The 18,560-nt window shown below is 37.6% G+C and carries 8 protein-coding genes and 1 pseudogene; 7 read left to right on the top strand and 2 right to left on the bottom strand.

Features of this window, described 5'->3' with window-relative positions:
- Nucleotides 1-187: 187 nt before the first annotated feature.
- Entirely contained in the window at nucleotides 188-1,951 is a 1,764-nt protein-coding gene (locus tag CKF58_RS01770; RefSeq protein ID WP_119530274.1) for an ATP-binding cassette domain-containing protein, read from the top strand.
- Nucleotides 1,952-2,223: 272 nt separating this feature from the next.
- Here the strand turns inward: CKF58_RS01770 and CKF58_RS01765 are convergent, their stop codons facing one another.
- Together CKF58_RS01765 and CKF58_RS01760 are read right to left on the bottom strand one after the other, a co-directional pair.
- On the bottom strand, nucleotides 2,224-2,739 hold the full coding sequence (locus CKF58_RS01765; protein ID WP_119530273.1) for an OmpA family protein: 516 nt from the start codon (nucleotides 2,737-2,739) through the stop codon (nucleotides 2,224-2,226).
- A gap of 202 nt (nucleotides 2,740-2,941) precedes the next feature.
- Entirely contained in the window at nucleotides 2,942-4,282 is a 1,341-nt protein-coding gene (locus tag CKF58_RS01760; protein WP_119530272.1) for a PD40 domain-containing protein, read from the bottom strand.
- Nucleotides 4,283-4,624: 342 nt separating this feature from the next.
- On the opposite strand from CKF58_RS01760, the gene CKF58_RS01755 reads away from it, so the two are divergent.
- The 6 genes and pseudogenes from CKF58_RS01755 to rnc all read left to right on the top strand — a co-directional run bounded on the left by CKF58_RS01755 (nucleotide 4,625) and on the right by rnc (nucleotide 18,466).
- Nucleotides 4,625-4,840, top strand: a complete 216-nt coding sequence (locus CKF58_RS01755) for a hypothetical protein (RefSeq protein ID WP_119530271.1) — start codon at nucleotides 4,625-4,627, stop codon at nucleotides 4,838-4,840.
- Between the two features lie 471 nt (nucleotides 4,841-5,311).
- Nucleotides 5,312-5,923, top strand: a complete 612-nt coding sequence (locus CKF58_RS01750; RefSeq protein ID WP_119530270.1) for a YigZ family protein — start codon at nucleotides 5,312-5,314, stop codon at nucleotides 5,921-5,923.
- Between the two features lie 891 nt (nucleotides 5,924-6,814).
- Nucleotides 6,815-14,407, top strand: coding sequence for a DNA polymerase IV (dinB, locus tag CKF58_RS01745; protein WP_119530269.1), 7,593 nt, complete (start codon nucleotides 6,815-6,817; stop codon nucleotides 14,405-14,407).
- Between the two features lie 391 nt (nucleotides 14,408-14,798).
- Nucleotides 14,799-15,614: pseudogene (dapF, locus tag CKF58_RS01740) on the top strand (diaminopimelate epimerase); the annotation flags it as partial.
- Between the two features lie 305 nt (nucleotides 15,615-15,919).
- Complete coding sequence (locus CKF58_RS01735; protein WP_119530267.1) at nucleotides 15,920-16,753, top strand: Fic family protein; 834 nt, start codon at nucleotides 15,920-15,922, stop codon at nucleotides 16,751-16,753.
- A 948-nt stretch (nucleotides 16,754-17,701) separates the two neighbouring features.
- The gene (gene rnc / locus CKF58_RS01730) at nucleotides 17,702-18,466 is read left to right on the top strand and encodes a ribonuclease III (RefSeq protein WP_119530266.1); all 765 of its coding nucleotides are present in this window, start codon (nucleotides 17,702-17,704) and stop codon (nucleotides 18,464-18,466) included.
- Nucleotides 18,467-18,560 lie beyond the last annotated feature (94 nt).

Raw genomic sequence — 18,560 nt, 5'->3', positions numbered from 1 at the left:
AATGACAAAAATTAAGTTCTTCCTCTATAGCAAGTTCGCTATAAAACCGCTATAATAATTAAACTTAACTTTATATTTTCCTAAGCTTAACGATGATTTTATATAGTTCGTTTTTACTTACTTATTTTATGCCTCATCGTTAGTTTTAGTTTGTACTTCTATCTTTTTTGAGAACTCATTATCTCCTATGGATCTACTCCTCGCCTATGTATGGCAAAACAAACTGCGCGTGTGCTTTACTTTTTTAGTCACGGTTGCAGAAGGGATTGTCAGTGTCCTTTTACTTGACGTCCTAAATGATAAAGTACTTTCGCCTACAAGTTTTAGTATTGAATCTTTAATGATCTTTGCGGCATTGCTGCTTATTTTCTTTGCCGTATCTGCGGGTTCGCAAATCCTCCTTGCCCGCATTGGACATGCTCTGGTTAACCAAATCCGTGAGCGCGTAATTAAACAAATTATCGATGCAGATTACGTCCGCTTACAACTCCAAGGTAAAGGTCGTTATATTGCCTCTTTAAACTTTGATATCAATAACTTTCAGCGCTTATTCGTTGAGTTACCTTATTTAATTCAAGGGATGATAGTTACTTTTTCAACCTTGATATACTTAGCCTTTTTATCTCCAAGTTTAACTGGCATTAGTGTTCTCTGGTTATTAGTAGCTTTAATCCTAACTCAAATCTTTATTCGTCGCAGCGTACATCATATGCGTCTGTACCGTACATCTAAAGATAATATTACTGCCGATTATCATGCTTCGATTGATGGTAATCGTGAGTTAAAAACTAATACTCTTTTTGCTGAACGTTGGTATCGTAAAATCTTCCAAAAACACACTCGCTATGCTTTAAAGCAATACAATCTTTCAGATAGCTACTATTATTTAGCTGCTGTATTCTTTGATGTGCTTTTACTGGCGCTAATTGGTTTTATCTTCTTTATCAACTTTGAGTTTAATTTCTCTTCGACCGGTACTGCCATTACCATTTGCTTAACTTTACTGTATATTCGAACATTTTTAAGTGCAGTTATTCGTACTTTACCTCTAGTTGACTATGCTTTAGTGTCTGCAAATAAAATGTCGCAACTTGATCTCGGTAATTACGAACCGCAGTTTAAACATCAATTAAGCGTAAAAAGTAACTGGCAAAGCGTGCGTTGGCAAAACTTAAACTACGTCTACCCAGATGCGCGTACTCTTGATGAAGACGAAATCGAAGTAGCAAGCCACTACCACATGGATGACCTGTTTAATGAAGATGAGGTGGAGGTAACTCTACCTCCAAGTCTTGCTAGTAGCAGCACAATCAAACCGTTTACCCTAAGTAACATTAATATTGAACTCCGACGTGGTTCGATTACTATGTTAGTCGGAAAAAACGGGGCTGGTAAATCTTCATTAGTAGGGATTATGTCCGGGATTACTCCTTGGACAAGTGGAGAAATGTATATTGATCAACACCGCATTACTAAAAATACCATTGCTGCTTATCGTCACATGGTGGCAAATATTTTTAGTGATTTCTACCTCTTTAATGAAATCGGAGTTGAACAAACCTACACGACCATGCAACTCATGCAAACTTGGTTAAAGCGCTTACAACTACAAGATAAAGTAAGTGTTGATAATTTTGAGTTTAGTACTACCAACTTATCAACTGGACAACGTCGTCGCTTAGCTTTACTTATTGCCATAGTGTCGCAGCGTCCGATTATTATTCTTGATGAATGGGCAGCTGAACAAGACCCATCGTTTAAGCGTATTTTCTACCGTGAGATTTTACCTTTACTAAAATCTCAGGGCAAAACCATTTTTGTAGTGAGTCATGATGCAGAGTACTTTGACGCTGCGGATTACTTATATCTCATTGCCCAAGGGCAAGTAAGTGAACTGGTAGGTGAGGACAAAGTTTACCTAGCCATTGAAGCTGTAAGCAGTAGCCAATGACATGGTTAAGTAGCCTAACTTTGCCCACTCAAATAAGTCATACTCTACAGAGTAGAGTAAGTCTGCAAAAAAGTGAGCTGGACCACAAAATGATACACCACAGCAGGCAAAATCCAAGCAATAAACAAGCGAAAAGCAAGCTCAAAGCTAGCAAAAAGCCAACATAAATTAAGGCGGAGGTTAAAAACCTCCGCCTTAATTTATTAATCTTTTACAATTTTTTACACTCTTTGTAGTGTATTAATTTTGTAGTTTATTATTTACTCTTAAAATTAGAAGTTGTAGTTGAATACTACACGACGGTTTTTAGAGTAAGCAGCTTCGTTGTGACCTAATACTGCTGGACGCTCTTCACCGTAGCTTAATTGACGAATAGATGCTGGATCAACACCGAATTGTACTAATAAATCAGCTACTGATTTAGCACGTTGTGCACCTAGAGTAATGTTGTACTCTGGAGTACCACGTTCGTCAGTGTAACCTTCTAATACTACTTTTGCACCGTTTGCTTTAATGAAAGCTGCGTGAGCTTTAATTAACTCAACACCTTCTGCTGTTGGAGTGTAAGAGTCGAAAGCAAATAATACAGTGTTGTAAGTATTTTGTAATTCGTTTTGTGAATAACCGTTATAGATTTTCGCGTTAGGGTCTTTAGCTTGTAAATTCGCATTCGTAAATGAATTATCAGCTGTACCAGTGTTTTGGCTAACACCTGAAGAACATGCTGCTAAAGCAAATGCAGCAACTACCGCTAGAGCTAAACGTGAAGGGGAAAATAATTTTACCATAAAGATATCCTTAAAAAGAAAGATCCTAGTTAAAAACTATATCAAAGGTTATTAATCAGCTAGGTAAGCAATCGAGGCTTAATAGCTCTAAGCCTCAAAGTACTTTTATTATAAAACTAGTTTAGGTACTACTGGCTAATACCTAAACCCCAAATAGAAATTTTAAAATATAAATTAGTTCTCATTGCAAAACTACATGATTTTACGGATTTGTCACCGCATTTGACCATGCTGCATTACTATATGAACCTTGAGTTAATGGTAAAGTCACACGATTGTAACCGTCGATACTAATTAAATTTAAACGTTTATTGTTACCAACCGTTGAAGAATAGATTACCATTTGTCCATTTGGACTTAAAGTTAAACCTTCATCTAAGTAAGTTGAAGATAAAGCTGTAGTTTTACCTGTAGTTAAGTCTTGTGCTGTAATACGGTCACGGTTAATAAATACCATGGTTTTAGCGCTATAACTTACATCGGCATTAGTTGTTTGTCCACTTGTACGTGAAATACGATAAGCTTGACCGCTACCTAAATCCATTTGGTAAATCGCGGCATTACCGCCACGGTCTGAAGTAAAGATTAAGCTATTACCATACCATGCTGGTTCAGAGTTACGTCCTGCACCATTAGTTAGGTTACGTTCACTATTATTTTTTAAGTTACGTAAGTAAATATCAAACTTACCATTGTTACCGTAAACGTAAGCTAAGTAGTTACCATCAGCACTATAAGCTGGCGCTGAAGAATTCCCTAGACGATTAACTACTGTATATACGCGACCTGAAGCTAGGTTATATTGCATAATCACCGAACTAAAAGTCGTATAAGTCACGAATGCTAAATTACTGTTATCAGGTGACCAATCCGGAGAAAGAATTGGTTTACTTGAAGTATAGATTTTTTTAGCATTGTAACCATCGTAATCAGCGATATAAAGGTTATATTCGTTAACCCCTGCAATAGGTTGCTGTACGTAAGCGATTTTAGTTAAGAAATCAGATAGTTTTTTAGTGATGGCTGTAAATACGCTATCGGCAGCGGCGTGCGCTAATTTACGTTGATCGCCAGGAGTATAAGTCACTGAACGACTAATACATGCTTGCCCTACTGGACAAATCGCACCTGACATATCGTATAGGTTATAGTCTAATTTATAACCTTGACCAGCCGGACTTACTGCACCAGTTACTAAATAGAATACTCCTGCTTGATTCCATACATTAGGATTAATTGGGGTATTCATATCTTGTGGGAAGTTTTGCGCGTATACAGGAGCAAAGATACCAGTATTTTGTAAATCCGCACCGATAATGGTTTCTAATTTATTTTGAATATTTACTCCAGGAGCATAGCTAAAATTCGCAATTGCGATTTTTTGTGCTTGGTGCGTACCCTGATCGATATTAATCACCGTTGATGAAGTATTAGGATCAGTTACAGGAGTAATATTACTTGAAGTTTCAGCATAACCTGTTAACGCATAGAAACAAGCTAAACCTACACCCCATAATTTGTATGAAGAAAAAACTTTAATCATAGATTAAGTCGTATGGTTAAAAAATGGTAATGAAGAAGAGGGGGAACTGTGCATTTACGTCAATTTCTTAAAAATTAATTCTTACAGATTTATTCTCAAAGATTTATTCTCAAAGATTTATTCTCAAAGATTTATTCTCAAAGATTTATTCTCAAAGATTTATTCTCAAAGATTTATTCTCAAAGATTTATTCTCAAAGATTTATTCTCAAAGATTTATTCTCAAAGATTTATTCTCAAAGATTTATTCTTAAAAATTTATTCTTAAAAATTTATCTTAGTTTACTTATTACTCATCCTTGTACAAGAAACAAGCAATAACAAATGCAAAATAGAGAAAAACATGACAAATGCAAAAAGAATAACGAAATTGTACGGTAAACATACACAAAATTTTAGCCCCTTGCGAGAAATTAAATTAAGTAAGGGGCTGCTTCCTTTAACTAGAAAGGAAGATCAAAAAACGGGAAGAAAAAGTCACGTTGCAAACTTTTGCTGCGATAAAACAATGGCTTATGCCACGTTTAAGATGAGCAAAATTTGTGAGCGAATTTTTTAATGTATATTTTACCTTAAATATAGCGACTTAAGTATAAAAAACCAAGAGGAAAAATGAAAAAATTCCCTAATTTCTCTTATCTATCATTTGTCAGTTTTAGTTAATGTTAAATAAAAATAGGTACTAAGAGTAAGGGAATAGACATGTCTTTACGTAAAGAATAGAGACCGAGACAAAAATAATAGACAATAGACAATAGACAAGAGACAAGAGACAAGAGACAAGAGACAAGAGACAAGAGACAAGAGACAAGAGACAAGAGACAAGAGACAAGGGACAAGAGACAAGAGACAAGGGACAAGAGATAAGAGACAAGAGATAAGAGACAAGGGACAAGAGACAAGGGATAAGGGATAAGAGATGAGAGATGAGAGATAAGGGATAAGAGACAATCTAGCTTCCCTAATCCAACCATTCTTAGCCTTATGCTATAATAGGAAACTCTAAAATTTTGGAAAATACGCAGATTATATGGAATATAAAGTATTAGCTGAACCGGTAATTTTTGAAGAAGAGTTCAAAAAAAGCCGCTTTATTACCTATCTTGCACGGGTTAATAATTTAGAAGAAGCTCGTGCTTTTATTCACCAAATTTGGCAAGAACATCCTAAAGCTACCCACGTTTGCTGGGCAACCGTAGCTGGTGTACCTGGAGATGAACTGCAATACTATTCTACTGACAATGGAGAACCATCTGGTACAGCTGGACGTCCTATGTTAAATACTCTGATTAACTCCCAAATCGGACATATAGTTGCTGCAACTGTACGTTACTTTGGAGGCATCCTCTTAGGAACTGGTGGTCTTTGTAAAGCCTATGCTAGTGGAGTGCAACAAGCACTCAAATTAGCGCAAACCACTACCGAAGTAGAAAGAGATCTATATTTTATTACCTTTGATTATGAACATCTAGGTATGGTGCAAAATCTTTTAGGACAATTTAATACAAAAATTGAGTTCCAAGAGTTCTTAGAACAAGTAACGATTGAATTTGGTATTCCTGCCGAACAAGCTGAGCAACTACAAGCTTTACTAACCGATCGTTCAGCAGGTAGTCTATTTATGTTTAAGATTGGAGAGTAAGCTAAGAATAAAATAAGGTTGTTTACCTTTCAGTTTATCCGCTTACACGAATATCAGATGACCTGTGTGTCTGTTCACACGAATACCTAATTACATGCTGATCAGATTAAATTAAGCTCTGTTATTTTTACTTACTCCCTTACATACACTCAATTTATTACCTTATTCATCCCTAGAGAAGTTAGTTCTCTAGGGATTTCTTGTGTCTTGCAGGTAGTTTTTCCAGCTTTTCCCGTTCTATCCCTTCTATTCTTTAGCTCTTCAGCTCTACTTCAGTACTTATTCAGTCTTATTCTGTTACTATTCATTACCATTTCTGCCTAATTTCTTGTTCTACTCCCGCTGTTCTATTCCTACTCCATTACTCTTTTTCTATTTTTATATTTATTTTTAATAATTTATTAAAAAAAATTAATAAAAATAATCAATAGCCAACTCTTACACAAATTACACATATTTATCAAAGCTTTACCGACCACCACGCAATTACCCTTATTACTTAGTTAAATTCATTTAATTCTTTTTAAGCTATAATATATTTAAATAAAAATAATTATTCTTAAAAAATATTTTCTCGAACATCTCTACAATCCTCTTCTCACTAACCTTAAATCTTCTATTCAAAAAGGACGAAGAATCTCTTTTTCTACAGAAGTATAGGGAGAAAGACTGGAGTATGGGGAGTATATAAAGGGAAAGAAGGTCGAGCCTAAGTTAATCTCTTACATACTCCTTCCCATCTCGCATAGCGAAATATTTTTTTTAGAATTATTTTTAATTTTTTCTAATTTTTTATTTTAAATAAAATTTAAATTACTTTTTTGCTAATTTTTTCGTAACTCTCGTTACAACAAAAACGAACAAGATTAAGAATACGGAAACAATAACCCTATGAGCCAAGATAGTAAAAATACTCCTACTCGCGCTCAAAACACGAGTGGTAATACAGAAATTAGCACCTCTAAAACCCGCCAAACTCCACGCTACACTAGTGCCCAACTAAAAGCTTGGGGACTTGAAGCCGCTATTGCTATAGTTACTCCTTTAGTCGAAACTCTTAAACCTGCGACTAAAGAGAATCTTGCGACTTTTGCGTATAAAGAAGATATTTTTCATTCACGTTTTTTACCAGCGCAGAAAAAATATTCTTTAGCCATGGAAAAGCTTGCAGCTTTTCAGCAAGAACAACAAACGCAAATGCGTAGCCAAGCGCAAAACACCGAGAAAAAACAACTCTTAGCTCTTTTAAATTTAAAAGCGAATCAAATTACAGTAAAACAATATAAAGAGCTGTTTAGTTATTTTTGGCAACAAGCGCAAGAACTACTTCAAGCTTACTGGCAATCGATCGAAGTTGGACCACCTGCTCCGGTTATCGAACAAACTGTACGGGTTACTCCTGCGCAGTTTACGCGTATTGGGCATCAAGCTATTCAAGAAAGACTAAAAGAGTTACGTCTAGCTACTCACAGTATGCAAATTGCCATTCCTAAAATGCGCAATTTCTTACACTTACGCCTAAACCAAGCTAAAGTTCCTGCTGATTTTAAACAAGCGCGCATGGACGATATAGATTCACATTATCGTCAACGTATTACCTATAACGTACGCTTAATGTTAGCTTTACAAGCTTTTGCACCTATTATCGCTAATGGGGGTAACCAAGGATGCCCGCAAGCAATAATACAAAAAGTGGAAATGCACTTACAACTTTTACACTACAAGCAATATGCTTTAGAGCAACAACAAACACGTGCGCAGCAAGTAGAGAAGTTCCTTAGTCAGCAATTAAGCCAAGTACAAGCACAGATCCTACAATTAAAACCGCAGTATACTGCTTATGCGCAAGTTGGAGATCTTCTTACTCAAGCTTTAAGTTTACAAGACAAACTTGAACAACAAGAACGTATAGGTAATACCCAAGCTAGTCAAGATCCTCACTATCTTAAAGTACAACAAGCATTACAAAGTCACCTACAACAGGCAATTCAACGAGCGCAAGAAACCAAGGATATTAATCCACAGGCTCAAGAACAACTATTAACTTTACAACAGCAATTAGCAACGTTTATTTATCAACTCCAACTAGTTGCTAAAGCTCAAGCTCAACTTGCAGTAGCTCTCCAACATGTGCAAACTCAACTGTCTGATCCTAAAATTGAGGATCTGTTTGAGTTACCGGTATTACAACCTTTAATTGGGTTAGTAACTAATCCTCAAGTCCCACTTGAAGAAAAATACTATGCCATGAGTCAAGAACTAGCTAACGCTAGTTTCCCAGAACTTGAAGGGCTAGCTGATGGGATTGTTGATCCGTTTGTGCACTTTGATGATCCAGAGTACTTTGAACGCTTAAATATGACGCCTGAGATGCGTCAACTTTTAATTGATGACTTAAAGCTGCGTAGTGTTGATAAGCTCTCACAACCGCAATTAAGTCCAGAAGCTCTAAGTAGTAAAATCTCGTCTCATGCTCAAGCTACGCTTGATCATGCGCCTCGTCTTGTACCTTATGCGCTAAGTAATGATTATCTTGAGCAGTACCATCAAACCCTGTTACGCCAAGAACAAAAAGCACAAGCCGAAGCACAAGCTTTAGCTAATATTCGCCGCAGCTCAGGACCTTTACGTTTAGAAGATATTCCATCTAATCGCCCAGAACAACAAAGCTATGCTGATTACATGCCAATTTTTAATGAGCATATTGTTAAAAAAGGTGATGGTTATAATACTTTTAAAGTAGATAACAACGAAGTTAAAGATCGCTTAGCTTACTTTGAGAACCAATGGCGTTATGACTTAGCTTATGACTACTTAACAACTATTATTCGTAAACAACAATTAAGTCATGGTGGTAGTGCACGCGTAAGCGTTGGTCTTGATCAGTTACCTTTAATGAAAAAAGAATACTCTTACCAACAACAAGAGTTATTCCATCGTTTTGGTTTACTGTACAACGCTAAAGCGCAAGCTAATAGTAGTTTTTACTACTATCAGATTATTCCGCAACTAGCAAGTAAACTAGGTATTGCCTATCCAACTCCTAAACTTGACAAAGTAACTTGGTATCAAACGGATATCTGGACAGCATTAAATGCTCTAGATAAACGTAACCACCAACATCAATTCTCAACTATTGAAACGAAAACCAGTGAAGGTTTGCAACACTGGTTAGGTAAAGACTTTACTTATCAACAAAAGGTTATTGATAGTTACTATCAAGCACCTTTAGATAAATACCTAATTGACTGGGAGTTTTGTGGACAATATGCGCAGCATATTATTCTGGGAGAATTAGATCCTGAAATTAATAAAAACTTACCAGTAGCAGTAATGACTATTGACCCACGTCTCCATAGTAAAGCACGTTGGGTTAATCTGTTTAAGCTGCGTACAGTTTTAGCTTATGAGCAAAGTGTACAAAATGCGCAAGCTATGCAAAATAGCCAAACTGCACAAAATACACAAGCTCAAGCTTTAACTAAAGATCAAGCCAAGTCACAAGATCAAAACGAGCCACAAGATCTATCTCAAGCACAAAGTCAAGTACAAGATAGTAATCAAGATAAAGCACAAGAGCAAACACTAGATAATTCTCAAGCACAAGAACAAACCAGCACAAGCATCCCAGATTATGTTGCTTTAAGTGGTGGAGAATTACGCTATACCGGTTACTTAAACTACTTACATCTATACGAACAATTAGGACAAGCTTTACATCAAGAAGTACCACAAATTACTTCTGGACAGCAGTTTAGTAAAACTCCTTTACCGGTATATATTGATCAACAATCAGGATTCTTACCGTTTAATGAGAATTTTATTTATATTTGGCACAAAAATAATCTAAATAAACTGCCGATCCACGATCTGCAGCATATTAACTTTGCCGCGGACGCAACCGATGAGCGTTTTCGTCTTGATACTAGAGAAGATGATGATCTAGCCCGTCGCTTACAAAAACAAAAGCAACGCGCTTACTTAACGCAAAAAAGAAGCCGCAAGGCAGTAGATTCTGCTTTTGCGGCAACGCAAAAAGAAACCATGCGTATAGTACTAACTGATATTGCCCAACAAGAGCAAGATGCTTTACATCTAGCCATGCATGAACAGTTAGATACTAAAAGCCTAACTTTACCAGGTCTTAATGCCCATCAAACGAAAAAGCAACGCGATAAGTTAGAAGCAAGACAGATGCGTCAACGCTTTATTGAGGCTTTAAGTAAGAACCCTGATAGTGCAGAAGAGAACCAAGAACAAGCGCTCTCTAAAGCACCTATAACTCCAGGTAAGATGGCACAAGCTCTCCAAGAGCAAATGCATGCCCAAAACCAACTAGTGCATGAGCGTAATCTTAGTTATGCTCAAAGCCAAGGTTTAGCTTCTCAAGGAGATACCCAAGGCGCTACTGGTAATTTTGTTAACAGTGTTGCTAACAGTGTTGCTAATAGTTTTACTTCTAGTAGTGTTGCTACTAACAGTGTCGTTACCAATAATGCCTCTAATAGTGCTACTAGTGGCTCGCTTAACAGTCTTGCTAGTAGTAGATTTACTCCTCTTGCGCAAGTTAACCCTGCTTCGCAAATGCAAGTTACTCAAGCAGCGCAAGTTGCACAAGGTGCTCAAAGTACACAAGCCGTTCAAGTTACACAAGCTACTCAAAGTACACAAGCGGCTCAAGGTTTACAAACCGTTCAAAGTACACTAACTTCTCAACCTAGCCCAGAAAAAGCTAATAATCCTCTAGTACAATATATGCAAATCTCTGAGCAAAGTTACGGAGATTACTTTGAGTTAGCTAAAGAGTTGTACTATATGCAGCAAACTAAACTTGCTGCATATAAGCATAAAGAGCCAAGACAACGTAAACCACAAACCTTTACTGCGGACTTCCCTCTTACCTCACAACCTAAGCACCAAGCTGCGATTTTAACTACCGAAGACGAAGTAGCTAAAGGTTGGAGTCAAGCTCTGGCTCAAGCCAAAGCTGGACAACAAGAAGTAAAAAGCAGCAATAACTATTTAGGACGTGAACACAAGGTTAATCCACAGTTACAACGTACAGCACAAGACAAACAATCTTTAGTAGCTTTACAACAAGATTTAGGACAAGTGCATCTAAGTACAGGTAATGAAGATAACCCAAGTTTATTATCAACCGCAGTTACTAATATTCTAGTAAAAGCAGTTAGTAAAACAGGAGATCTACAAGCTGCAAATCAGCTCGAAGTAATTCCGGATGCTGATTATCTTGAACATTACTATCGTAAATACTTTAGTAATTACCATAAAGAAAATCGTTATTCGTTTTTACATCATGAACCTGAACATTTTGCATGGAATAATCCTGTAGACACCTTACTAAAACGCGCAAAATATAATCCACAAGCGCAAGCTCATATAAAACAAAGAGCTCAAGCTTATTATGATGCAGCGAACAACTACATCACTAAAGTTCAAAGCCTTGTGTACTTAGATGAAATGCAAGCAAACGAGCACCAGTTAGAGGGATATGGTACTTATGCCAGCCTATACTACAATGGCTTAGTGCTACTTCCTGATCTCATGTTACCGTTAGAAGAATATGCACGCTTACAAGATTATGAACAAGCACATACTTTACCGCTGCCAACGCACTACTCGCGTTACCGTAAAGAACATGCGCAACGTTTAGCCCAACTATGCTTAACGCTTAATCCAGTAGCAGCACAAAAATTCTCCCAAGCTTATAGTCGTGCTAATGCATTTAATCTAAGTGTAGTCTCTGCGGCTGCGACCAATGAACTGTTTAATACTTTAGATATTACGCACGTACAGAAGTTTGCGGCTAGTAAGGACTATCGTCAACAAGTGATGTACGCGGCTTTAGGGCAAGAAATTACGCGTACGCCATTGCATATTCTGTCACCAGAAATGCGCAGCCAAGCGCATAATGTATGGCATGAATTAGCTACTAAGCAGCAAGCCTCTCCAGCAGAAAGCTATAAATTAGTAGTGACAGCTGAGAGGTTTGGGATTAAGCAACAAGCTCCAGAACTTACAGAACTTAAATTAGTCCTGCCTGTAGTGCAAAACTGCCGTTGGGGCTTGCTCGGTAATGCAGACTCAGCTCCGCAACTGAAACCTGAGCAAAACCAACAAATGCAACGTGCTTTACAAGCACAAGAGCAGGTCGGACAAGTTGCAATTCAAGAGTTCTTCTCTACTCCTAATAAGCTCACTGCGCTTTTCAGTCGAGCTGCTACGGGTAAGTTTACGGTGGATATGGATATGATGCTTGATCCCATGGCTACACCTGTTGCTCCACTGAACACAGAGCAAGAAGTATTAACCCAACTTAATCCTGCTGTTAATGCTAAAGTAATTAGTCAAGCACAACAAGAGTTCTTACTCTATAGTGGCATTAGTCCTAATTTAAACTATCAAGCTACGCTTACATTTACGACTGAGTTAGATAAGCAATTCTATACTCAACTCACGCAAAACTTAGCTACTGCCTATGGTGCTTATCGTAATCGTCAGCAAATCTATGCTTTTCCGGCGCTATTAAAACGCACGTTTCGTCGTAATAGTTATGGGGTAATTCCTTATATGGCAACCTACTTCCCTAACTCACGTTATCAGGGATCAAGTCGTCATGCGGGATACCATATTCTTGGCGTGAGTGCTACTAATCCGCTCACAGGAGAATTATGGCATGGTAATAGTCAACCAAACTTCTATCTCCCAAGCATTCCTGAAGATATTGCTCATAGCATTCGTCAAGGAGTGAGCTTTAATCGTTTCCAAGAAAGTAAAAACCAATGTGCCGAAGGCATGACGTTCTACCAGCAATATATCAAACAAGAATATGGTCTGGATTTTGGACGTTATACTGAACCGCAGAACGTATTTATGACTCCAGAACAATACTTAGCTTACTACTATGCTTGGCAAAAAGAAGTACATAACTTCCATGCCGAAATTATTGCTGTCTTAAACCAAGTTTATTATCACGACGATAATAGCTTACATAAAGTACGCAATGAACTGCACTATTATGCAGGCTTTAATTGTGAGTTCTCAAGCCAAGCTTTACAAGAGTTAGCTTACTTATCAGTGCCTGAGTTTTGTCAGATCATGCATGTTGATAAGATCGAAGAAAATGTCTACCAAGCTTTAGCGCAAAAACGAGATCTCTATATTCGCGATACCAATATCGAGACCATGGAGAAAATCGATTTAGATAAGTTGCACCCAACATATGAACGTGTAATTTTACATTGTGATATGAATAACTGTTTTGCTTCCATTGCTGCCCGTGAAAATCCGCAACTGCAAGGCAAAGCCATTGCCGTTGCCGGAGATTCTGAACAGCGCAAAGGAGTTATTCTCGCTCGTTCTTATGCTGCTAAAGAATATGGCATTACTACCGGAGAACCAACAGTCGTAGCACTAAAAAAATGTCCCAACTTAATTTTAGTGCCACCGAACTTTGATGATTATCGTCGTTACTCGAATATGGCATCAGAAATCTATGCGCAATATACACCTCATGTTGAGCTTTATAGTATTGATGAAGCATGGTTAGACGTAACCGAAGTAGTAGCGCAATATGAATCTCCAGAAGCCCTAGCTAATCAAATTCGTGAACATATTAAGCGAGAATTAGGGATTACTATTTCGGTAGGGGTAAGCTTTAATAAAGTTCTAGCGAAATTAGGTTCAGATATGAAAAAACCAGACGCGGTTACGTGTATCCCTCCGCATCGCTGGCAAGAGATCGTTTGGCCGCGTGCAGTATCAGAACTAATTGGGGTAGGACGTAAAACTCTAATTAAGCTCGATCGCCTAGGTATAGGGACAATTGGTGCTCTAGCGAATACGCCGCGCCAAAAAATGTACGATGCCCTAGGACATCACGGCTTAAATCTCTGGCTAGATGCTAATGGCTTAGATTGTGTCTCCGTAAAAGATGGTAAAAACCGCGACCGCATTAAATCAGTCGGACGTGGCACAACCTTATCAACCGATGCGCATGATCCAGCTGAAATCAAACGCTTTATTCTTGAATTAGCGGTTGAAGTTTCAGAGAAGCTACATCGTGAAAACTGTTTAGCCTACGGTGTACAAATTTCGATCCGTGATACATCTTTTAAAGATCATAGTTGGCAAGCGCAAATGGAACTTCCAACCTTGATCGCTAAAGATCTAGCGGCTAAAGCGACCGAGCTGTTTAATGCCAACTACCATTGGTCATTACCAGTACGAGCTTTAACTGTACGGGCTATTAACATCATCCCTTACAACACAGAGTTCCAAGCCAATATGTTTACCGATGTCGTAGGACATAAAAAGCGCTTACGCCAACAACGGATTATTCATAAACTTAATGCAGGTTTGACAAAAGGTGATAAAGCTCGTATTCACCAAGCAAGTGATTTACTCAATGAAAAACTTGGTGATCGTAGTTCTATTCTTACGAGTTTTAAGGGAGATGAGTAAAGCAATGACTACTGTAAAGACAACTGCTAGGCAATAGACTGACAACTATACAGGCGACTGTATAGCCTACTGTATAGTCAATTGCGTAACCAATTGCCTAACAGACAGCTTCACCTCTTTGAAAAGATAACTTGTTGCATTTTACTCCGTTTCCCTCTATGCGCTTACGCATGGAGGGTTTTATCTTTTAGATACTGTTTATAATTATGATTTCATCTTTACTTACTACTGATTCGGTCTTTGCATTAAACGCTTTAAATTTAAGACTTTTTTTGCACAAAAAAGCACCTAAATTATTTAAAAAATGCCCAAAAAAGCGTATAATAAAGAAAAAAGAACTATTTGCTCAAGAAAAATGATTATTTTGGTCATTTTGGCATAAGGGAGACATATGCATTTTGCGAAAATGCACGCGTTGGGTAACGACTTTATGGTAATTGATTCAGTTACGCAAAAAGTGTTCCTCAATCCTAAAACTATTCAAGCTTTAGCTGATCGTCATCGTGGTATTGGCTTTGACCAACTATTACTTATTGAACCACCATACGATCCTGACACAGATTTTCACTATCGCATTTTTAATGCTGATGGTTCAGAAGTAAATCAATGCGGTAATGGTGCGCGTTGTTTTGCGCTATATGTAACCTTACAAGGGTTAACAAATAAAAACGATATCTACGTTACCACTAATAACGGACGCATGATCCTAAGTATTAACCACAATACGGTTAAAGTGAACATGGGTGCTCCGAATTTCACTCCGAAAAAAGTTCCTTTTAAAGCTAATACTCCAGAGCACTTTTATATGATTACTACGGCGAAAGGAGTACAACTTTGTGGAGTGGTGAGTATGGGTAATCCTCACTGCGTAGTTACGGTGGATAACGTAAATACAGCCGATGTAACAGGTATTGGTCCATTAATTGAAAATCACGAACGTTTCCCTGAACGTACGAATGTGCCATTTATGGAAATCGTTTCTCCTACTGAAATTAAAGTTCGCGTGTGGGAACGTGGTGCTGGTGAAACCCAAGCTTGTGGTTCAGGCTGCTGTGGTGCGGTAGCTGTTGGAATTCGTCAAGGTAAATTAAAACCTAATACTCCAATTACGGTTCACACTTTAGGTGGTGATTTAGAGATTCAATGGTCTGGCGTTGAGGGAGAACCTCTGTTTATGACTGGTCCGGCAAGTTTTGTGTACACAGGCAAAATTAACTCGAATACCATTCGTCAAATTCGTGCTTTACATCTTGCACAATTAGCGCGCAAACAAGAGTTAGCAGCACAAGCTAATGCAGCTTCTGCTCCAACACAAACTGCAACTAACGCCCAAACTTCAGCTCCGGTGCAAAACTCAACTGCAGCTCATAATGCCAGCAGTGCTAACAATGCCAACGCAACTCTGAGTGAAGAACAAGCACAAGCTGAACTGGAAAATGATCCAGAAAACTTTACCATTCGTAGTAATGCGTAAACTTAACTTAATTTAACTATCTTTTTTAAGGATTCTCTATGCAATTAGTGGCGCAACTTAAAAAACTCTTAGATAGCCAGCCGGCTTTATCTAAAGCCATGGCATTAAGCGTACAAGATACATTCTTTTTTACCTTTAATTACACCTCTTGCAAACTCGCAGGCTGTAATCTTACCCAAGATACAGCTAGCGCTATGCTTGAAGGCTATCGTGTGAAAGAAACTGATCGCGATTTTACTTATCAGCAAATGCTCTTAAACCAAGCAGCTGCTACTAATTTTATGGTAGAGCAAGCGCAAGCTGGAGTGCCTTTATCTTTAGCGCTAGCCCAAGAGTTTAATCGCTTAGTCTTAGCTACTGGCATTTACGCAGAGCAAGCTGGACAGTTTCGTAATCAACCGATCCACGTTGAAGGAGCAAAAAACTTTGCTCCAGATCCAGAAGTAATTCTTAGTAAGTTAAGCCAACTGATCATGGATTACAATAATGATCTAGCTAGCGGTAAAGCTGTGCTTGAACGTGCAATTCGTTTCCATGCTGACTTTTTACATTTACAACCTTTTGTCGATGGTAATGGTCGTGTTGCCCGCTTAATTCTTAACTTCGAATTAATGAAAGCAGGCTACCCACTCCTTTGTATTCAACCGGCTGATAAAAACGAATACTTTAAATGCTTAAGTTCAGCAGATCGCGGTAACTACAGCGCCATTAATGAGCTCTTACATTTAGAAATGGTACGTTCCTTAAATGTAATGCTTAATGCCGGTGGACGTCAGTTATCACGTTCATGCCCAGAGTTAGCGCAGCAAGTTGCCGAACTAATTCCATTTCCGCATAAAATGATCGTGGAAAAAACCGGTCGTAGTTTATAAGATAATCCTAGATAAAAAGAAGATAGTTAAACCAGTAACAGCGCAAGAAACCTCTTGCGCTGTTACTATATGTTGCCAATTTTTCTCTTACTTTCCCTTGCATTAGTTCAGCAAAAAAATCCTAAAAACGCTATAATTAACATGTAATTTTATGCGCATAAAATTACGTAGTCACTTGCCACAGAATACAAAGCATATAGGTAAGGGTTTTACATAAAATTCTTACCTATAGGCTTAGCCTTATTGTGGCATCCTTGTAAATTCTTCGCGATTAAGTCAAGCAAGAAAAAACAACAAACAAGAACAAGCTTACTATAGAAGTTAAACTTACAAGCACAAAGTTAAAAGCAGACTTATCCCATTAGCAAAGTTAGATCTTAAATCTTAAATCCAGATTTCTTATTCTTACTTGCTATGACAGATTAACGCTTTTAGCTATTATTGCCTTGCAAACCTAGTTTCAACTATTCAAATAAAGGACAAATATTAAGAAGAGCTTGTCCAATTTACTAGTTGTAGTTTAGTAGTACTTTAGTCGTTATCTAGTTATAAGCTAGCTGTCATCTAGTTACAATCTCATGGTAATAAAGCTTGTAAGAAAGCTTGTAAGAAAGTAAGTTGATCAGTAGAGAAAACGGTGTTTTGAGAGCTCTTTGCCTACAACTCTGAAAAGAGTGTTAAAAACTCTAGGACTGAAACTCTTAACCTACAACTCTTAAAAAGAGTATTACAAAACCTAAGAAAGAAGCTTTTATAAAAAACTATTAGTAAAAGCCTTTATTAGTTTTTCGATTAGTCTTTTTACTAGTCTTACTATTAGTCTTACTATTAATCTTTTGTTCTTACGGCAAAATAGTTAGTATTTACTAACTTGAGCCATAGTGTTGGTTGCTTTTTCTTGACTAGTCTCAACTATGCGACTTAATCTTTACTTTCATGTAATTGCTTATGCCACAGCAGAACTATTTAACTGCAGAAAATGCAGCTGACGATGAGTTATATACTCTCGAGAAAAAACTTGAATATAAGTTTAAGAATATTCACCATCTTCGTGTGGCGACTACTCATTCAAGTTTTTGTAATACTGAAAACTACGAACGCTATGAGTTCTTAGGTGATAGTATTGTTAACTTTGTTATCGGTAAATACCTGTTTAATACGATTAAGGACGTAGACGAAGGTGCATTAACCAAAATGCGTTCGGCTTTAATTTGTGGTGCTTCACTTTGTGATATCGCACGTAAATTAAATCTGGGCTACTACATTCGTCTGGCCAAAGGTGAAATCCAAAACAATGGTCGTACACGTGATTCGATTCTTGAAGATACAGTCGAAGCTATCTGTGCAGCCATCTATTTAGATTCAGGTTCATTTGAAGTTACCGAAAAAGCCGTACTTAATATTTTTAAAGATAACTTACGCCAAAAAGAATCATTCCGCACGGGTTACCGTGATCCAAAAACTCTTCTCCAAGAGATTGTGCAAGAAATCTTTAAAAATAAACCCACCTATGTCCTTGTACGTACCGAGGGTAAATCTCACAACCAAACTTTCTATGCTGAATGCTTAATTAACGAACTCGGATTTAAAACGCCAGGTGTGGGCAAAAACAAACGTAAAGCTGAACAAGAAGCTGCTATGTTAATGATCCGTAAGTTACGTGAGACTAATACTCTTAGTCAAGAACAATTAGATAAAATTCAGCACATTTAATTTTATATCTCTGTGATCTATGCAAGATTAAGACGTTAAACGTCTTCCCCCTTGCAGCTGTAAAGCAAAAATTAGTTGCGAGTTGAAGTCAGTT

Origin of the sequence: Psittacicella hinzii (genome assembly GCF_003585935.1) — a bacterium.
GTDB lineage: Bacteria > Pseudomonadota > Gammaproteobacteria > Enterobacterales > Psittacicellaceae > Psittacicella > Psittacicella hinzii.
This window is presented reverse-complemented; position numbering and strand designations above follow the sequence as displayed.

What these genes read in the sequence shown, in the direction of transcription:
- CKF58_RS01770 (WP_119530274.1), top strand. Translation starts at nt 188, where the DNA reads ATGGATCTACTCCTCGCCTATGTATGGCAAAACAAACTGCGCGTGTGC.
- CKF58_RS01765 (WP_119530273.1), bottom strand. Translation starts at nt 2,739, where the DNA reads ATGGTAAAATTATTTTCCCCTTCACGTTTAGCTCTAGCGGTAGTTGCT.
- CKF58_RS01760 (WP_119530272.1), bottom strand. Translation starts at nt 4,282, where the DNA reads ATGATTAAAGTTTTTTCTTCATACAAATTATGGGGTGTAGGTTTAGCT.
- CKF58_RS01755 (WP_119530271.1), top strand. Translation starts at nt 4,625, where the DNA reads ATGACAAATGCAAAAAGAATAACGAAATTGTACGGTAAACATACACAA.
- CKF58_RS01750 (WP_119530270.1), top strand. Translation starts at nt 5,312, where the DNA reads ATGGAATATAAAGTATTAGCTGAACCGGTAATTTTTGAAGAAGAGTTC.
- dinB (WP_119530269.1), top strand. Translation starts at nt 6,815, where the DNA reads ATGAGCCAAGATAGTAAAAATACTCCTACTCGCGCTCAAAACACGAGT.
- CKF58_RS01735 (WP_119530267.1), top strand. Translation starts at nt 15,920, where the DNA reads ATGCAATTAGTGGCGCAACTTAAAAAACTCTTAGATAGCCAGCCGGCT.
- rnc (WP_119530266.1), top strand. Translation starts at nt 17,702, where the DNA reads ATGCCACAGCAGAACTATTTAACTGCAGAAAATGCAGCTGACGATGAG.